Source organism: Paraburkholderia sp. 22098 (genome assembly GCF_052045935.1).
GTDB lineage: Bacteria > Pseudomonadota > Gammaproteobacteria > Burkholderiales > Burkholderiaceae > Paraburkholderia > Paraburkholderia caledonica.
In genome coordinates this window covers 137,422-152,793 of the sequence record NZ_JBQEPV010000004.1, presented here as the reverse complement: position 1 = coordinate 152,793, position 15,372 = coordinate 137,422, and the positions used below count along the sequence as shown (strand labels likewise).

At 61.7% G+C, this 15,372-nt stretch carries 15 protein-coding genes; 12 read left to right on the top strand and 3 right to left on the bottom strand.

What is annotated here, in order from left to right:
- The first annotated feature begins 18 nt into the window (after positions 1-18).
- Both aceF and lpdA read left to right on the top strand, forming a co-directional pair.
- Positions 19-1,689, top strand: a complete 1,671-nt coding sequence (gene aceF / locus ACTJLB_RS10015) for a dihydrolipoyllysine-residue acetyltransferase (RefSeq protein WP_310065470.1) — start codon at positions 19-21, stop codon at positions 1,687-1,689.
- A 208-nt stretch (positions 1,690-1,897) separates the two neighbouring features.
- A complete protein-coding gene (lpdA, locus tag ACTJLB_RS10010) occupies positions 1,898-3,691 on the top strand; it encodes a dihydrolipoyl dehydrogenase (RefSeq protein ID WP_440783153.1) in 1,794 nt (597 codons plus the stop codon).
- A gap of 339 nt (positions 3,692-4,030) precedes the next feature.
- Here the strand turns inward: lpdA and ACTJLB_RS10005 are convergent, their stop codons facing one another.
- Positions 4,031-4,603 (bottom strand): phasin family protein, encoded by a 573-nt coding sequence (locus ACTJLB_RS10005; RefSeq protein ID WP_020065495.1) that lies wholly within the window; start codon positions 4,601-4,603, stop codon positions 4,031-4,033.
- Positions 4,604-5,373: 770 nt separating this feature from the next.
- On the opposite strand from ACTJLB_RS10005, the gene pbpG reads away from it, so the two are divergent.
- Complete coding sequence (gene pbpG / locus ACTJLB_RS10000; protein ID WP_020065497.1) at positions 5,374-6,555, top strand: D-alanyl-D-alanine endopeptidase; 1,182 nt, start codon at positions 5,374-5,376, stop codon at positions 6,553-6,555.
- Between the two features lie 96 nt (positions 6,556-6,651).
- Here pbpG and ACTJLB_RS09995 read toward each other — a convergent pair whose 3' ends face one another.
- The gene (locus ACTJLB_RS09995) at positions 6,652-7,464 is read right to left on the bottom strand and encodes an IclR family transcriptional regulator (protein ID WP_027775436.1); all 813 of its coding nucleotides are present in this window, start codon (positions 7,462-7,464) and stop codon (positions 6,652-6,654) included.
- 179 nt (positions 7,465-7,643) lie between these two features.
- Here ACTJLB_RS09995 and ACTJLB_RS09990 point away from each other — a divergent pair, with 179 nt between their 5' ends.
- Both ACTJLB_RS09990 and ACTJLB_RS09985 read left to right on the top strand, forming a co-directional pair.
- Positions 7,644-8,366 carry a (Fe-S)-binding protein gene (locus tag ACTJLB_RS09990; protein ID WP_440783333.1) on the top strand — a complete coding sequence of 241 codons (723 nt, stop codon included), beginning with the start codon at positions 7,644-7,646 and terminating at the stop codon, positions 8,364-8,366.
- 10 nt (positions 8,367-8,376) lie between these two features.
- Positions 8,377-9,792 carry a LutB/LldF family L-lactate oxidation iron-sulfur protein gene (locus ACTJLB_RS09985; protein WP_440783152.1) on the top strand — a complete coding sequence of 472 codons (1,416 nt, stop codon included), beginning with the start codon at positions 8,377-8,379 and terminating at the stop codon, positions 9,790-9,792.
- 222 nt (positions 9,793-10,014) lie between these two features.
- Here ACTJLB_RS09985 and ACTJLB_RS09980 read toward each other — a convergent pair whose 3' ends face one another.
- On the bottom strand, positions 10,015-10,554 hold the full coding sequence (locus ACTJLB_RS09980; RefSeq protein ID WP_440783151.1) for a hypothetical protein: 540 nt from the start codon (positions 10,552-10,554) through the stop codon (positions 10,015-10,017).
- Between the two features lie 267 nt (positions 10,555-10,821).
- Between ACTJLB_RS09980 and ACTJLB_RS09975 the strand changes: the two genes are divergently transcribed.
- The 7 genes from ACTJLB_RS09975 to hscB all read left to right on the top strand — a co-directional run bounded on the left by ACTJLB_RS09975 (position 10,822) and on the right by hscB (position 15,337).
- The gene (locus ACTJLB_RS09975; protein ID WP_087754032.1) at positions 10,822-11,061 is read left to right on the top strand and encodes a hypothetical protein; all 240 of its coding nucleotides are present in this window, start codon (positions 10,822-10,824) and stop codon (positions 11,059-11,061) included.
- A 192-nt stretch (positions 11,062-11,253) separates the two neighbouring features.
- On the top strand, positions 11,254-11,751 hold the full coding sequence (locus ACTJLB_RS09970) for a low molecular weight protein-tyrosine-phosphatase (protein WP_440783149.1): 498 nt from the start codon (positions 11,254-11,256) through the stop codon (positions 11,749-11,751).
- Positions 11,752-11,882: 131 nt separating this feature from the next.
- Positions 11,883-12,413: a Fe-S cluster assembly transcriptional regulator IscR gene (iscR, locus tag ACTJLB_RS09965; RefSeq protein WP_006051269.1), complete on the top strand. Its 531-nt coding sequence runs from the start codon at positions 11,883-11,885 to the stop codon at positions 12,411-12,413.
- A gap of 72 nt (positions 12,414-12,485) precedes the next feature.
- Positions 12,486-13,709: an IscS subfamily cysteine desulfurase gene (locus ACTJLB_RS09960; protein ID WP_020065504.1), complete on the top strand. Its 1,224-nt coding sequence runs from the start codon at positions 12,486-12,488 to the stop codon at positions 13,707-13,709.
- Positions 13,710-13,780: 71 nt separating this feature from the next.
- A complete protein-coding gene (gene iscU, locus ACTJLB_RS09955) occupies positions 13,781-14,194 on the top strand; it encodes a Fe-S cluster assembly scaffold IscU (RefSeq protein ID WP_020065505.1) in 414 nt (137 codons plus the stop codon).
- Positions 14,195-14,324: 130 nt separating this feature from the next.
- Entirely contained in the window at positions 14,325-14,648 is a 324-nt protein-coding gene (iscA, locus tag ACTJLB_RS09950; protein ID WP_020065506.1) for an iron-sulfur cluster assembly protein IscA, read from the top strand.
- Between the two features lie 149 nt (positions 14,649-14,797).
- Positions 14,798-15,337 carry a Fe-S protein assembly co-chaperone HscB gene (gene hscB, locus ACTJLB_RS09945; protein WP_440783148.1) on the top strand — a complete coding sequence of 180 codons (540 nt, stop codon included), beginning with the start codon at positions 14,798-14,800 and terminating at the stop codon, positions 15,335-15,337.
- Positions 15,338-15,372 lie beyond the last annotated feature (35 nt).

The following is a 15,372-nucleotide window of genomic DNA, read 5'->3' as shown; positions in this document are numbered from 1 at the left end:
GCCCAGGAGACACTAACAATGAGTCAAGCGATCGAAGTCAAGGTGCCGGACATCGGCGATTACAAGGACATTCCTGTGATCGAGGTGCTGGTCAAGGCGGGTGATACCGTCGAAAAAGAGCAATCGCTCGTCACGCTGGAGTCCGACAAGGCGACCATGGATGTGCCGAGTTCGGCAGCCGGCGTCGTCAAGGAAGTGAAGGTCAAGGTCGGCGACAACGTGTCGGAAGGTTCGCTGATCGTCGTGCTGGACGGCGCCGAAGGCGGCGCGGCTGCTCCGGCGCCCGCTGCCGCTCCTGCCCCTGCTGCTGCCCCCGCTGCTGCTCCTGCGCCCGCACCTGCACCGGCCGCAGCGCCCGCTGCAACCGGCGGCGGCCTGCAGGATGTCAAGGTGCCGGATATCGGCGACTACAAAGACATTCCCGTGATCGAAGTCGCGGTGAAGGTCGGCGATCGCGTCGAGAAAGAGCAGTCGCTCGTCACGCTCGAATCCGACAAGGCGACGATGGACGTGCCCAGCTCGGCCGCCGGCGTCGTAAAGGAAGTGAAGGTCAAGGTCGGCGATACCGTCTCCGAAGGCTCGGTCATTGTCGTGGTGGAAGCCGAAGGCGCCGCCGCGGCACCCGCTCCGGCACCCGCAGCAGCACCGAAGCAGCAAACCGAAAAGCCGTCGGACGCGCCGGTTACGCCGTCGCCCGCTCCGGCTTCGCCGTCCGCACTTGCGCAAGCGCCGGTGATTCCGGCCGGCGAGGGCGGCGCACGGCATCCGAGCCACGCTTCGCCGTCGGTGCGCAAGTTCGCGCGCGAACTCGGTGTGGATGTGACGCAGGTGCAGGGCACGGGTCCGAAAGGCCGCATTACGCAAGCTGACGTGACCGCGTTCATCAAGGGCGTCATGACGGGCCAGCGCGCAGCGCCGGCCGGTGCAGCCGCGCCCGCGGCTGCCGGCGGCGGCGAGCTGAATCTGCTGCCGTGGCCGAAGGTCGACTTCACGAAGTTCGGTCCGGTCGACCCGAAGCCGCTCTCGCGCATCAAGAAGATTTCCGGTGCGAACCTGCATCGCAACTGGGTCATGATTCCGCACGTCACGAACAACGACGAAGCGGACATCACCGAACTGGAAGCGCTGCGCGTGCAGTTGAACAAGGAAAACGAAAAGGCCGGCGTGAAGATCACGATGCTGGCGTTCGTGATCAAGGCCGTTGTGTCGGCCCTGAAGAAATTCCCGACGTTCAACGCGAGCCTCGACGGCGACAACCTCGTGTTCAAGCAGTATTACCACGTGGGTTTTGCCGCCGACACGCCGAACGGTCTCGTGGTTCCGGTGATTCGCGACGCGGACAAGAAGGGTCTCGTCGAAATCGCAAAGGAAATGACCGACCTGTCGAAAGCGGCGCGCGAAGGCAAGCTGAAGCCGGACCAGATGCAAGGCGGATGCTTCTCGATCTCGTCGCTGGGCGGTATTGGCGGCACGAACTTCACGCCGATCATCAATGCGCCCGAAGTTGCGATTCTCGGCTTGTCGCGTGGCGCGATGAAGCCGGTGTGGGACGGCAAGCAGTTCGTACCTAAGCTGATGCTGCCGCTGTCGCTGTCTTACGACCACCGCGTGATCGATGGGGCCGAAGCTGCGCGCTTCAATGCGTATCTTGGGGCGCTTCTTGCCGATTTCCGGCGTGTGATTCTTTGATTGTGATGTTGCGCGAGGCGCTGGTCTTTTCTTTGATCCGCGTCTCCCTGTAGAACCTGCTTTCGCGTCGGTGCATTAGCGTCGCCCTTGTGCAGGGCGTCGCCTGCTTTCCTCCGTATTCCAGAGAAAAGCAGCCAGACGAATGGCGCGTTTTCGCCTGACGGCGCAGGTTCCTCGTTCATCACAGTCAATAAGAGAAGGGGACACTATGAGTCTCGTCGAAGTAAAAGTGCCGGATATCGGTGACTTCAAAGACGTCGATGTCATCGAAGTCAACATCAAACCGGGCGACGTCATCGAGAACGAACAGGCGCTGATGACGCTCGAGTCCGACAAGGCTTCCATTGAAGTGCCGAGCGACACAGCCGGTACCGTCAAGGAAGTCCGCGTCAAGGCTGGCGACAAAGTTTCGCAAGGCACGATCATCGCGCTCGTCGAAACGTCGGCGGACGCGGCGCCCGCGAAAGATGCGCCCAAGGCTCCGGCGAAGGAACCCGAAAAAGCGCCGGCTGAAGCGAAACCTCAGGCCGCCGCGGCGAAGCCTCAAGCCGCCGCGCCCGCGCCGCAAGCCGGTAGCTTCTCCGGCAGCGCGGACATCGAATGCGACATGCTCGTGCTCGGCTCGGGCCCTGGCGGCTATTCCGCCGCGTTCCGGTCGGCCGACCTCGGCATGAAGACAGTGCTGGTCGAGCGCTACGCTACGCTTGGCGGCGTTTGTCTGAACGTCGGCTGTATTCCGTCCAAAGCGCTGCTGCACACCGCGCTCGTGATCGACGAAGCGGAAGCGCTCGGCGCTCATGGCATCACGTTCGCAAAGCCGCAGATCGATCTGGACAAGCTGCGCGACTTCAAGTCGGGCGTCGTCAAAAAGTTGACGGGCGGCCTCGCTGGCATGGCCAAGATGCGCAAGGTCGAAGTCGTGACCGGGACCGGCTCTTTTGTCGATCCGAATCACATGGAAGTGCAGACCGAAGGCGGCAAGAAGGTTGTGAAGTTCAAGCAGGCGATCATCGCTGCGGGCTCGGAAGCGGTGAAGCTGCCGTTTATTCCGGAAGATCCGCGCGTGGTGGATTCGACCGGCGCGCTCGAACTGCGCCAGATTCCGCAGCGGATGCTGGTGATCGGCGGCGGCATTATCGGCCTGGAAATGGCGACCGTGTACGCCACGCTCGGCGCGAAGATCGACGTCGTCGAAATGCTCGACGGTCTGATGGCAGGCGCCGACCGCGATCTCGTCAAGGTCTGGGAGAAGTACAACAGCAAGCGTTTCGCGAACGTCATGCTGAAGACCAAGACCACCGCGGCAGAGGCCAAAGACGACGGCATCTACGTGTCGTTCGAAGGCGAGAAGGCTCCGGCCGAGGCCCAGCGCTACGACCTGGTGCTGGTGGCAGTCGGCCGCTCGCCGAATGGCAAGAAGATCGGCGCGGACAAGGCGGGCGTGACGGTAACGGACCGCGGTTTCATCGACGTGGACAAGCAGATGCGCACGAATGTGCCGCACATCTTCGCGATCGGCGATATCGTCGGCCAGCCGATGCTCGCGCATAAAGCCGTGCACGAAGGCCACGTTGCTGCCGAAGCGGCTCATGGCGAGAAGGCGTACTTCGACGCGCTGCAGATTCCTTCGGTGGCATACACCGACCCGGAAGTCGCTTGGGCCGGCAAGACGGAAGACCAGTTGAAGGCCGAAGGCGTCAAGTACGGCAAGGCAGTATTCCCGTGGGCCGCTTCGGGCCGCGCGATTGCCAACGGACGCGACGAGGGCTTCACGAAGCTGCTGTTCGACGAGGAAACGCATCGCGTGATCGGCGGCGGAATTGTCGGTCTGAATGCAGGCGACCTGATCAGCGAGGTGTGTCTCGCGATCGAAATGGGCGCGGATGCCACCGACATTGGCAAGACGATTCACCCGCATCCCACGCTCGGCGAATCGATCGGCATGGCCGCCGAACTCTACGAAGGCGTGTGTACGGACTTGCCGCCGCAGAAAAAGAAGTAGTGTGCACGGTACATCCGCATTCGTGCGGATCGTGCCAACGAAAAACGGCGCGCCCTTTGCGGGGCGCGCCGTTTTCATTTGGGACAGCGAGCGGGATAGGTTTGCTGCCGGATCGTCCCCCAGCGGGGTGGTGACGCCGCGCAAAAAAATCCCGGCGCTTCGCCGGGCAAACGATACGTCAGTCAACGTATCGGAGCGTTCGGCCAATTGAAACCGTGTGAGCGGCAACGGCACGACGCTGTTGCTTGCAGAAGCGCCGGCGCAGCGGTGAGCTGGGCCGGCGCAAATAACGCCTTCAAGTCACGCTCCCGGGCAAGCCCGAGGAGCGAGGCCCGAACGTTAGACCGGCTTCTTGGCCGAGCGCGATGCTTGCGCTGCGGCTTGCGAAGCTGCCTTCGACGCGGCCGTAGCGGCTGCGTTGAAGTTGCTTTCGGCGATTTCAACAGCCTGCTTCGTGGCCTTGTGAACCGTCTCGTACGTGGTGTTGGCGGCGGTGATGGCCGATTTGATCACGGCGACGGCGGTTTCCGAACCGGCCGGTGCATTGCGCGCGACGTTTTCGACGAGCGACTGAACCTTGCGGTTCTGCTCTTCGAATTGCGCTTCGGCTACGCGGGCGAACTCGCCTTGCGTTGCCGAGACGATTTCGTACACGTGACGGCCATACGACAGCGCCTTTTCAGCGACCGGCTGTGCGAGGCTTGCTTGCAGTGCCAGCAGTTCTTGCGCGTCTTTGACGGACAGCGCGCGTTGGGCATTTTCCTGGCTTTCCGCGAGCGTCGATTTCACGACTTGCAGGTTCAGTTCAACCAGCTTTTCGACGCCTTCGAATGCCTTGGTCGTCAGGCCGAACAGCGTTTCGAAATTAGCTTTCTGGGCTGCAGCGAATTGCTCGGGGGTCAGCAAAGTCATGGTTTACGCTCCTGGATCGCGGCCCATCTTTGCAGACCGCATTGGGTGGTGGCGAGACGCAGATTCGTCTGCCCGGACCGCGATGAATTGTGCATCGCAGCAATGGATCCTATTTTAAGATGCCGCCAGCGAATGTCAAGCGGTTTTTGTGCATTGCACAATTTTAAGAAACCACTTAGAAAACAATAGCTTATGCGCTAGGCATGACAAGCGCGTGACGCGGTCGAATTGACCGTTGCACTGAGCTGGTGCGGCGATTTTTCGGTAGTTAGTTCCGGAAAATGCCCGCTTTTACGTGATAGTTGTGCGTCGCAAAGCGGGTGGAGCGCAGGGTTGTCATTTAACAAAATATCGCCGCGCAAGCGAATCGATGTAAACCATAAAGTGTCACGGAACGTTAATCGCTGATGCTGGTCGAATGCGCGTCCTTCGATTTGCAGCGGACACTTAACATCGCGCAGGCGCCGCGCATTCAAAGCGTCGCGCGAGGCGTTGCGGTGCTGGTTGTGCGGCGCTCGTGTTTCCCCTCATCAAGGTTGTCTCGAAATTGCCGTTATGCTTGAAGGATCACGCCCTTTTTGAGCGGAACGGCGATGGCGGGGCTCGGCGTCCCGATCGTTTTTTTCGATCGAGGCGCGGCACTTATTTGTATTTTTGCGATCGGAGCTTATAAGCCGGTTTAAGGAGCGCCCATAAGTGCTTCAAATTGCTAAATTTTCGTTGTTTTACTACACTTGCGGAAATCTCTCGCCGCTCCTCATAGAACACCCATGAAAACCGACATGTTTTCGTCGCTAAAAGTGATCCACGGCGCGGCGCGCAGCACCGCGCTGTCGGTGGCTGCCTCCATGGTCCTCGCGGCCGCGCTTGGCGCCCCGGTGAGCACTTTTGCCGCTACGCCAGCTGCATCTGCAAAAACCTCGAAACACGCGAAAGCCGCGACCAAGCCGGCTGCCACCGCCAAGGTGTCCAGCAAGTCGGCTAAAGCGGGCAAAGCCGCGGTGGCGAAGACCGCAGCCGTCGACGACGACGCGCCCCGCGCGAGCGTCAAGCGCAAGCGTGTGACTTATACGTCGAACGGACGTCATCGCTCCGTAGTGCGGCGCGTCGCATATGAGCCGCGGCAGCCGACCGTTGGCCAGGCATTCGGGCTGCACGAAACGCCGGACGCGCTGATGCTGCGCTCGAGCGTCGCGTACGTGGTCGATCAGAACACGGGCGAGCCGCTCTTCGACAAGAATTCGCGCGCCGTGGTGCCGATTGCGTCCATCACCAAGCTGATGACGGCCATGGTCGTGCTCGATTCGAAAGAACCGATGACCGATCAGCTCGAAGTCACGGACGAAGACCGCGATTACGAGAAGAACACTGGCTCGCGCCTGTCCGTGGGCTCGGTGCTCTCGCGTGAAGACATGCTGCACATTGCGCTGATGGCGTCGGAAAACCGCGCGGCTGCAGCGCTTTCGCGCTACTTCCCCGGTGGCCGCCCGGCGTTTCTCGCGGCCATGAACGCAAAGGCGCGGCAACTCGGCATGACCGACACGCACTTCGAGAATCCAACGGGTTTGACGAGCCAGAACGTGTCGAGCGCGCGCGATCTCGTGAAGATGGTCAACGCGGCCTATCAATATCCGCTGATCCGCAGGTTCTCAACGGATCACAGTTATGAGGTCTACACCGGCAAGCGCACGCTGGCCTACAACAGCACTAACGCACTCGTGCGTAACCCGACCTGGGACATCGGTCTCCAGAAGACGGGTTTCATCAACGAAGCGGGCGAATGCCTCGTGATGCAAGCCAACATTCATGGCCGTCCGATGGTGCTGGTGCTGCTCGATTCGTCGGGCAAGTATTCGCGTTTCGCCGATGCGACGCGGCTGCGCACGTGGCTCGACAACGGCGGCGACCAGGCGCGTATCACGAGCGCCGACGCCGGCGGTCCCGGAACCTGAGCTGTTCGCGCACGGCCGGCTTGCCGGCCAGCCGCTTGAAGTTAAAAAGCCCCGCACTTCTGCGGGGCTTTTTTCATTCGACGGACGGTTTTCGCGTTACGCGTGCGAGCCCGGATGGTGGTTATGACCTTGTGAAGCTTGCGGCCGATACCCGAGCGCCTCGGAAATCACGAGCGCGGTCTGGCTGAGTTGGCCGAGCCAGGAGTCTTGCAGGCGATCGGCCGGCGCGGACAACGACAAGCCGGCGACCAGCTTGCCCGTATCGTCGTAGATACCCGCGGCGATGCAGCGCACGCCGAGTTCGAGTTCTTCGTTATCGCGCGCGCAAGCCTGCTGGCGTACGTGCGACAGTTCGCGCTCCAGCTTGGCGAGATCGGTGATGCTGTTCTGCGTGTGACCGGACAGGCCCGTGCGTGTCGCGTAGGCGCGCACGCGCGTCGATTCGTCGGCGGCGAGAAAAAGTTTGCCCACGGAGGTGAGATGCAGCGGCGCGCGTCCGCCAATGGCCCGCACCACCTGCATACCCGAACGCTCCGAATACGCGCGTTCGATGTAGACGATCTCGTCGCCCTGACGCACCGACAGGTTCACCGTCTGGCCGGTCTCGCGATGCAGTTCGCGCATCGGCGTGAGCGCCGCGTCGCGCACCGACAGGCGCGCTTTCACCAGGTTGCCGAGTTCGAGCAGGCGCATGCCGAGCCGGTAAGTGCCGGGATCGGACCGATCGACCAGCCGGCACATCACCATGTCGTTCAGGATGCGATGCGCGGTGGACGGATGCAGCTGCGTGCGGATGGCGAGTTCTTTCAGGCTGACCGGGTCGCTATGCGCGGCGAGTGCGTCGAGCAGGCGCATCATGCGTTCGATCACCTGGATCGAAGTTTTGGGATCCGGGTTCGTGTCGCTCATAAGAAGAATCAGTTGACGCGTCAAACAGCGGAAATTGATTGTATCTCGTATCGTGAAAAAAGCGAACGCACTTGGAAGAGCTCTTCGAATTCGGCGAGGCCTTCGTCCTACACCTTCCGAGCGTTGGTATTGTCCGCCAAACAGCGGATAATCAGGGACGTTTTCCCGGAGGAGGGCTCATGCGAGTCGGATTGTTCGTCACCTGCCTCATCGACCTGATGCGGCCCGAAATCGGTTTTTCGGTCATCAAGCTGATCGAGGACGCTGGTTTTGAAGTCGTAGTCCCACCGGCGCAGACATGCTGCGGGCAGCCCGCGTACAACTCGGGCGAGCGCCGTATCGCCCGCGATCTCGCCGAGAAGACCCTGCGGGAGTTTGAACAGTTCGATTACGTGGTGGTGCCCTCGGGCTCGTGTGGCGGCATGATCCGCACGCATTACGGCGACCTCTTCGCTGACGATCCCGAACTGATGAACCGCTTCGGCCGGCTGCGGGCCAAGGTCTTCGAACTCACCGATTTCCTCGTGAATGTCGCCCACGTGCAATTGCAGCCGGGCGAGTTCGGAGGGCCGGTTACTTATCACGACTCGTGCTCCGGGCTGCGCGAGCTTGGCGTCAAGGCGCAGCCGCGCGAGCTCCTCGCACAAGTGGGCGTGGCGGTGACGGAAATGAAGGGCTGCGAGCACTGCTGCGGCTTCGGCGGCACGTTTGCGGTCAAGTACGGCGACATTTCCACTGCGATCGTCGACGAAAAATGCGGGAATATCCGCGACAGCGGTGCAGGCACGGTCGTGCTAGGCGACCTGGGCTGCATGCTCAATATTGAAGGGCGTTTAAGGCGTACCGGCGATACCGCGACGCGCGTGCTGCACATCGCGCAAGTGCTGGCCGGGGACGTTTAAGGGGATCGCCATGCAAATCCAGTCCATGCAGTTCAAGGCGCGCGCCGGTCAGAAACTCGCGGACCAGCGGTTGCAGCAGAACCTGACTAAGCTGTCCACCAAGTTTGTTTCCGCTCGCGCCGTCGCGATGACGGCAATCGACTTCGCCGCCACGCGCGCGGCGCTCAAGGAACGTCGCAATCGCGCGCTCGAAAACCTCGACGTGTGGCTGGAAACCTTCGAGCGCGAGGCGACCCGGCGCGGCGTCACGGTGCTTTTCGCGGAGACCACTCAGGAGGCGGCGAGGCTCGTCGGTGACATTGCACGCCGGCACGATGTGAAGAAGGTGATCAAGACGAAGTCGATGGTCACCGAAGAAATGCGCCTGAACGAAGTGCTCGGGCAAATGGGCGTACAGTCCATTGAAACCGATCTCGGCGAATACATTCTGCAGATCAACGGCAACGAGCCACCGAGCCACATCATCGCGCCGGTTGTGCATAAGGATAAAGACGAGATCGCCGACCTCTTCGCCAAAACACATGGCCGGCCGCGCCTCACCGAAATTCCCGACATGACGCTCGAAGCGCGGCAGGTGCTGCGGCCGCACTTCTTGAGCGCGGACATGGGCGTGACGGGCGGCAATTTCGTGATCGCGGAAACCGGCTCGGTCGTGCTCGTCACGAACGAGGGCAACGAAGGCATGTGCACCGTCATGCCGCGCGTGCATGTGGCCGTAACCGGCATCGAAAAGGTATTGCCTACGCTCGAAGACCTCGCCACGGCCATGCGTCTGCTGCCGCGCTCGGCGACCGGCCAGACCACGTCGAATTACTTTTCGCTCCTGACTGGACCGCGAGGCGAGGGCGATCAGGACGGGCCGGAGCACATGTATGTAGTGCTCGTCGACGGAGGGCGCACGGGGCTGATCGGCGGCGATTTTCAGGAGATGCTTCGCTGCATTCGCTGCGGCGCGTGCATGAACCATTGTCCCGTGTATCAGAAGGTGGGCGGACATGCGTATGGCTGGGTGTATCCCGGACCTATGGGCTCGGTGCTGACGCCGAGCTACGTCGGCCTCGAAAAGGCGCTGGATCTGCCGCAGGCCGCCACGCTATGTGGCGAGTGCAATAGCGTGTGCCCGGTTGGGATTCCGTTGTCCGATCTGTTGCGAAAGCTGCGCGAGAAGCAGGTGGAGCGACGACTGCGTCCGTGGAAGGAACGCGCCGGCCTGGCTGTGTGGGGCTTTATGGCGCTGCATCCGGGGATGTATGCGCTTGTCACGAAGCTCGCCGTGCGCGTGCTGGAGCGCCTCGGCGGAAGCAATCGGTCGATCGCCAAGTTGCCGTTAGCCGGCGCTGGCTGGACCGACACCCGCGACATGCCCGCACCGGTGGGGCGCACATTCCGGGAGTTGTACGCCGCGCAGCGCAGTCATATCGGCTAGTTGTGGTGAGCGCGCTTCGCGTCCCGCTGTAACGCGGGTAACGGGGCGCAGCCATCGTGGCCGTAGTCACTGGGTCAGTGAGTCAGTGAGTCACTGACTCAGCGAGGCGCCCGTTCCCGCAGGCCTGCGTCAACTGCGCTACAGCGAATCAGCGTGCACCGAGGTCCCTGCCAGGTACGCTGTACGTGCTTCTTGCAGATCGCCGAGGCGCTCAAACGCCATTTAGTGCTCTGTCATCCCGCTCGACCGGTGACTCGGAACTCCTCCCTCGCCCGCTCGGCCGCCGTTGCCATGGCCGCCTCCACCTCCGCCTCCTCCCCCTGCCTGTTGCGCCGGTGCCGGCGGCGGAGGCGCGGCGGCCGGGCGCGGCGCATTCGACCCACTCGGTCCACGCGGACCGGCGGCCGCCCCTTGCGGCGGCGATGCGCCGCCGGGCTGGCCGTGCCATCCACCGTTGCCGCCGTGATTGCCATTGCCGCCGTGATTGCCGTTGTCGCCGTCGTGATATGGACGTCCCGGATAGCCGCGATATCCCGGTCCAGGTCCGTAGTAGCGCCCGGGGCCGTCGTAATAACCGGGGCCGTAGTAGTTGCTGTAACCCATGTAGACGTTGGTCTGTGGCGGGACAGGCGCGCCGTAGCCATCGTAACCGTCGTAGGTGCTGTAGCCGTTGCTGTACATCGGAGTGCCGTCCGGATACACGGCGCAGCCGCCCAGAACGGCGGCAACGGCGACAGCGCCGAGGGGTGCAAAGCGTTTCATTTCAAGCCCGAGCTAAGAGGTTTCATGTCTATGAGACCGCAATTATGACCGTCTGTCTCGCCAGCTTTGTATGCTTTTGTAAGGAGTTAAGTTCCGTGCCAGGCGCGACGGCGTATGGCGCTGCCAGTAGTCACGTCGTTGCACTGTTCCATTACACGCAACGCTGTATCGCGCGACGGCGGGTTTTTCTCGATTGCCTCTTTCTATAGGATTCGTGATGGGCATAGTGAGCATTGAACTCGCGAGCCACTTCGGAAGAACGACATCATGAAAAAGACAATAGCGGTGTATTGGCCTCTCGCACTCGTCCTCGCGCTGGCGGGGTTGGCATATATGCAAATCTGCGGTGACATGGCTTCGCGTGCCTCGCAGGCGCCTCTTGCCGCTGACCAGTTGACTGCGGAACTCGCGCGCGCCGTCTCGTACGGCATGATCGATGACACATCTTCGTTGCCGGCCAAGCCGTTGCGCGCCGTCACGGCGTCGCCGCTGCCGCAAGCCTCCTGAACTGGCGAGCAACCGGCCGGATCAGGCGTTAGGCTGCGGGCGAGATTCGGCGGGGCTTTGTATAATCGCGGCACCGTGCGGTAGCCGCTGCGTTTCATCTGCTGAGCCCGCGTGGACGACGTTTTGCGGGTCGGCGCCGTTGCCGCGGAGTTGTACTACTAGTGCGCTGTGAAGCGTCAGAAGAAGCCGCTGATGAAAACTGTGTCTATCTGCTTTGTCTGCCTCGGCAACATCTGTCGTTCTCCCACGGCGGAAGGCGTGATGCGCCGTCTCGTCGAAGAAGCGAAGCTTGGCGAGCGCATCCTGATCGACTCGGCAGGAACAGGCGATTGGCACATCGGCCAGCCACCGGACGAGCGCGCGCAGCACGCGGCGCGAGGTCGGGGCTACGATCTCGCGGCGTTGCGCGGCCGGCAGATCGCCGGAATCGACTTCGATCGCTTCGATCTTCTGATCGCAATGGACGACAAGAACGTGGCCGCGCTGCGCCAGGTGTGCCCGCCGGATCAGCGGGACAAGATTCGCCTGCTGATGGAGTTCGTGCCTGAAACCGACGCGCGCTGGGGCGGCGCACGTGAAGTCGTCGATCCGTACTTCGGCGGCGCAGAAGGCTTCGACCAGGTTCTCGATCAATGCGAGGCAGCGTGCCGAGGCCTTATCGCGGCGCTGCGTCCCCAATTGATCGGCTAGATCCGCCGGCGGTCGGCTGCGAGGCGCTGACAATTAAGCGAATGACCCAAATTGCGATAGGGATACTTGACTAAATCGCTCATGTATTTATACTTGACAAAACTTGTCGAGAATAGCGGTTCCCCATACATATGAGACTCACCACGAAAGGCCGTTTCGCCGTCACGGCGATGATTGACCTGGCGTTGCGCCAGGAGCAGGGCCCGGTGACGCTTGCGGGTATCAGCCAGCGCCAGCATATCTCCCTGTCATACCTCGAGCAGCTTTTTGGCAAGCTGCGTCGCCATGAAATCGTCGAGTCCGTGCGCGGACCGGGCGGCGGCTATAACCTTGCCCGCCGTGCTGAAGACGTGACCGTGGCCGACATCATCATCGCGGTGGACGAGCCGCTCGACGCCACCCAATGCGGCGGCAAGGGCTCGTGCGAGGGCACGAAACAGCACGACGGTCACTGCATGACCCACGAGCTGTGGTCCACGCTGAACCAGAAAATGGTCGAGTACCTGGATTCGGTCTCCCTGAAAGATCTGGTCGATCAGCAGCGTTCGCGCGAAGGCGCCCCGGCTGTCCTGCGCGACAGGCGCAGCGAGGCGCCGGCGGTCGAGCCGGTGCGCGTGGCGCCAAAAGGGCCCAATTCCGTTTTCAACATGGCCGGTTCCTGAGGCGCGGCACGACATCACCGCAGCCCATAGCGAATTCAGAAGCCAGAGCACACGACGTCCCCGGAGCGATAGATGAACAACGACATTCCCCACCTGCCCATTTACATGGACTACAGCGCCACGACCCCGGTCGACCCGCGCGTGGTGGACAAGATGATTCCGTATCTGCGCGAGCAGTTCGGTAACCCCGCATCGCGCAGCCACTCGTATGGCTGGACGGCGGAGCGTGCAGTCGAAGAAGCGCGCGAGAACGTCGCGGCGCTCGTCAACGCCGACCCGCGCGAAATCATCTGGACCTCGGGCGCAACCGAGTCGGACAACCTCGCGATCAAGGGTGCAGCGCACTTCTACAAGAGCAAAGGCAAGCACATCATCACGGTGAAGACCGAGCACAAGGCCGTGCTCGACACCTGCCGCGAACTCGAGCGCGAAGGCTTCGAAGTCACGTATCTGGATGTGAAGGACGACGGTCTGATCGACCTCGAAAAGTTCAAGGCGGCGATTCGCCCGGACACGATTCTCGTGTCGATCATGTCCGTGAACAACGAGATCGGCGTGATTCAGGACATCGAGGCGATCGGCGAGATCACCCGTGAAAAAGGCATCATTTTTCACGTGGACGCGGCGCAAGCCACCGGCAAGATCGAGATCGATCTGCAAAAGCTGAAGGTCGACCTCATGTCGTTCTCGGCGCACAAGACTTATGGCCCGAAGGGCATCGGCGCGTTGTACGTGCGCCGGAAACCGCGTGTGCGTATCGAGGCGCAAATGCACGGCGGCGGTCACGAGCGCGGCATGCGTTCGGGCACGCTGGCAACGCACCAGATCGTCGGCATGGGCGAAGCATTCCGGCTTGCGCGGGAAGAAATGGCAACGGAGAACGAGCGCATTCGCATGCTGCGCGACCGCTTGCTGCGCGGCCTGTCGGAAATCGAAGAAGTGTATGTGAACGGCGACATGGAAAAGCGTGTGCCGCACAACCTGAACATCAGCTTCAATTTCGTCGAAGGCGAATCGCTGATCATGGCGGTGAAGGACGTGGCGGTGTCGTCGGGCTCGGCGTGTACGTCGGCTTCGCTGGAACCGTCGTATGTGCTGCGCGCGCTCGGCCGTAACGACGAACTCGCGCACAGCTCGATCCGCTTCACGGTGGGCCGCTTCACGACCGAGCAGGACGTCGACTACGTGATCAATCTGCTGAAGACGAAGATTTCGAAGCTGCGCGATCTGTCGCCGCTGTGGGAAATGCATCAGGACGGCATCGACATTTCAACCATCCAGTGGGCGGCGCACTGACGCGCCGGCTGGTCGAAATTGATCGCGCTGTTATCCGATTGGCAGATTGAAACGAATTAAGGAGTGTAATCATGGCTTATAGCGACAAGGTTCTGGATCACTACGAAAACCCGCGCAACGTCGGCTCGTTTGCGAAAGACGACGACACGGTCGGCACCGGCATGGTCGGCGCGCCTGCTTGCGGCGACGTCATGAAGCTGCAGATCCGCGTGGGCGCAGACGGCATCATCGAAGACGCGAAGTTCAAGACGTACGGCTGCGGTTCGGCGATCGCATCGAGCTCGCTCGTCACCGAATGGGTGAAGGGCAAGACGCTGGATCAGGCTATGTCGATCAAGAACACGCAGATCGCGGAAGAACTCGCGTTGCCGCCGGTAAAGATCCACTGCTCGATTCTCGCGGAAGACGCGATCAAGGCTGCGGTCGCCGACTACAAGCAACGTCACGGCGCAGCGGTCGAAGAAAGCGACAAGCAGCACGCTTGAAGCTTCTGGTTCGGGAACGACCGGGTGAAAGGAAGCGGGCGGCGCGACAACACGCGCCGTCAGGCATGAGCGACATTTGATGCAGGCAGGGTAGCGGTGTGTCGGCACGCACCGCGCAATGAGAAACGCTATGGCAATTACGTTGACCCAGAAGGCAGCACAGCACGTCCAGAAGTATCTGACCCGTCGCGGTAAAGGCGTGGGCCTGCGTCTCGGCGTGCGCACCACCGGCTGCTCCGGCTTGGCTTACAAGCTCGAGTATGTGGACGAACTCGCGCCCGAAGACGAGGTGTTCGAGTGCAATGGCGTGAAGATCATTGTCGACCCGAAAAGCCTTGCCTATATCGACGGAACCGAACTCGATTTCGCGCGCGAAGGGCTGAACGAAGGCTTCAAGTTCAATAACCCGAATGTGAAAGACGAGTGCGGCTGCGGCGAGTCGTTCCGCGTGTAACTCGAAAACTTCCGCGTGCAGCGGACCAAAGGCGGCGCGGGCCGCCTTTTTAGTTTGCTCCGCGATTTCGCGTGAGGCAGCCCGGTTGAGCGGGCTATGCGCCCGACCTCCGCTCCAATGCACTTTTCTCGACGGAATTTTTTGATTCGATGGTCCCGCTGAACGTCTCGCTGAACGATAGCCACTTCGACCTGTTTGGTCTTCCTGCGCAATTCGCGCTCGATCCGGCTGCGCTCGATCACGCGTATCGCACGGTGCAGGCGCAAGTGCATCCGGACCGCTTCGCGGCGGCCGGCGACGCACAGAAGCGCATCGCGATGCAATGGGCCACGCGCACGAACGAGGCTTATCAAACGCTTCGCGATCCGTTAAAGCGCGCGACCTACCTGTTGCATCTGCGTGGCATCGACGTCGGCGCGCATGACAACACCGCCATGGAGCCGGCGTTTCTGATGCAGCAGATGGAGTGGCGCGAAGGCATTGAAGACGCCGCCGCGGCAAAGAACGTCGACGCGCTCGACGCGTTGCTCACGGAATTGCGCGACGAGGAACGCATCCGTTTCGAGAAGCTCGGCGCATTGCTCGACAGCGGCGCAAATCAGGCGGCGGGCGAGGCGGTGCGGCAGTTGATGTTCATCGAACGGGTGGCCGCGGAAATCGGCACGCAGATCGAGCGGCTCGAGGATTAGACGGCTCGTTTGCAGCATCGCAGCGATGCAAAGCG

Bases quoted from the DNA above. Each gene is read 5' to 3' on its own strand.
- aceF (WP_310065470.1), top strand. From the start codon at position 19: ATGAGTCAAGCGATCGAAGTCAAGGTGCCGGACATCGGCGATTACAAG.
- ACTJLB_RS09985 (WP_440783152.1), top strand. From the start codon at position 8,377: ATGCAAATCCAGTCCATGCAGTTCAAGGCGCGCGCCGGTCAGAAACTC.
- iscR (WP_006051269.1), top strand. From the start codon at position 11,883: ATGAGACTCACCACGAAAGGCCGTTTCGCCGTCACGGCGATGATTGAC.
- ACTJLB_RS10005 (WP_020065495.1), bottom strand. From the start codon at position 4,603: ATGACTTTGCTGACCCCCGAGCAATTCGCTGCAGCCCAGAAAGCTAAT.
- ACTJLB_RS09995 (WP_027775436.1), bottom strand. From the start codon at position 7,464: ATGAGCGACACGAACCCGGATCCCAAAACTTCGATCCAGGTGATCGAA.
- pbpG (WP_020065497.1), top strand. From the start codon at position 5,374: ATGAAAACCGACATGTTTTCGTCGCTAAAAGTGATCCACGGCGCGGCG.
- ACTJLB_RS09960 (WP_020065504.1), top strand. From the start codon at position 12,486: ATGAACAACGACATTCCCCACCTGCCCATTTACATGGACTACAGCGCC.
- ACTJLB_RS09990 (WP_440783333.1), top strand. From the start codon at position 7,644: ATGCGAGTCGGATTGTTCGTCACCTGCCTCATCGACCTGATGCGGCCC.
- ACTJLB_RS09975 (WP_087754032.1), top strand. From the start codon at position 10,822: ATGAAAAAGACAATAGCGGTGTATTGGCCTCTCGCACTCGTCCTCGCG.
- ACTJLB_RS09980 (WP_440783151.1), bottom strand. From the start codon at position 10,554: ATGAAACGCTTTGCACCCCTCGGCGCTGTCGCCGTTGCCGCCGTTCTG.
- iscU (WP_020065505.1), top strand. From the start codon at position 13,781: ATGGCTTATAGCGACAAGGTTCTGGATCACTACGAAAACCCGCGCAAC.
- lpdA (WP_440783153.1), top strand. From the start codon at position 1,898: ATGAGTCTCGTCGAAGTAAAAGTGCCGGATATCGGTGACTTCAAAGAC.
- hscB (WP_440783148.1), top strand. From the start codon at position 14,798: ATGGTCCCGCTGAACGTCTCGCTGAACGATAGCCACTTCGACCTGTTT.
- ACTJLB_RS09970 (WP_440783149.1), top strand. From the start codon at position 11,254: ATGAAAACTGTGTCTATCTGCTTTGTCTGCCTCGGCAACATCTGTCGT.
- iscA (WP_020065506.1), top strand. From the start codon at position 14,325: ATGGCAATTACGTTGACCCAGAAGGCAGCACAGCACGTCCAGAAGTAT.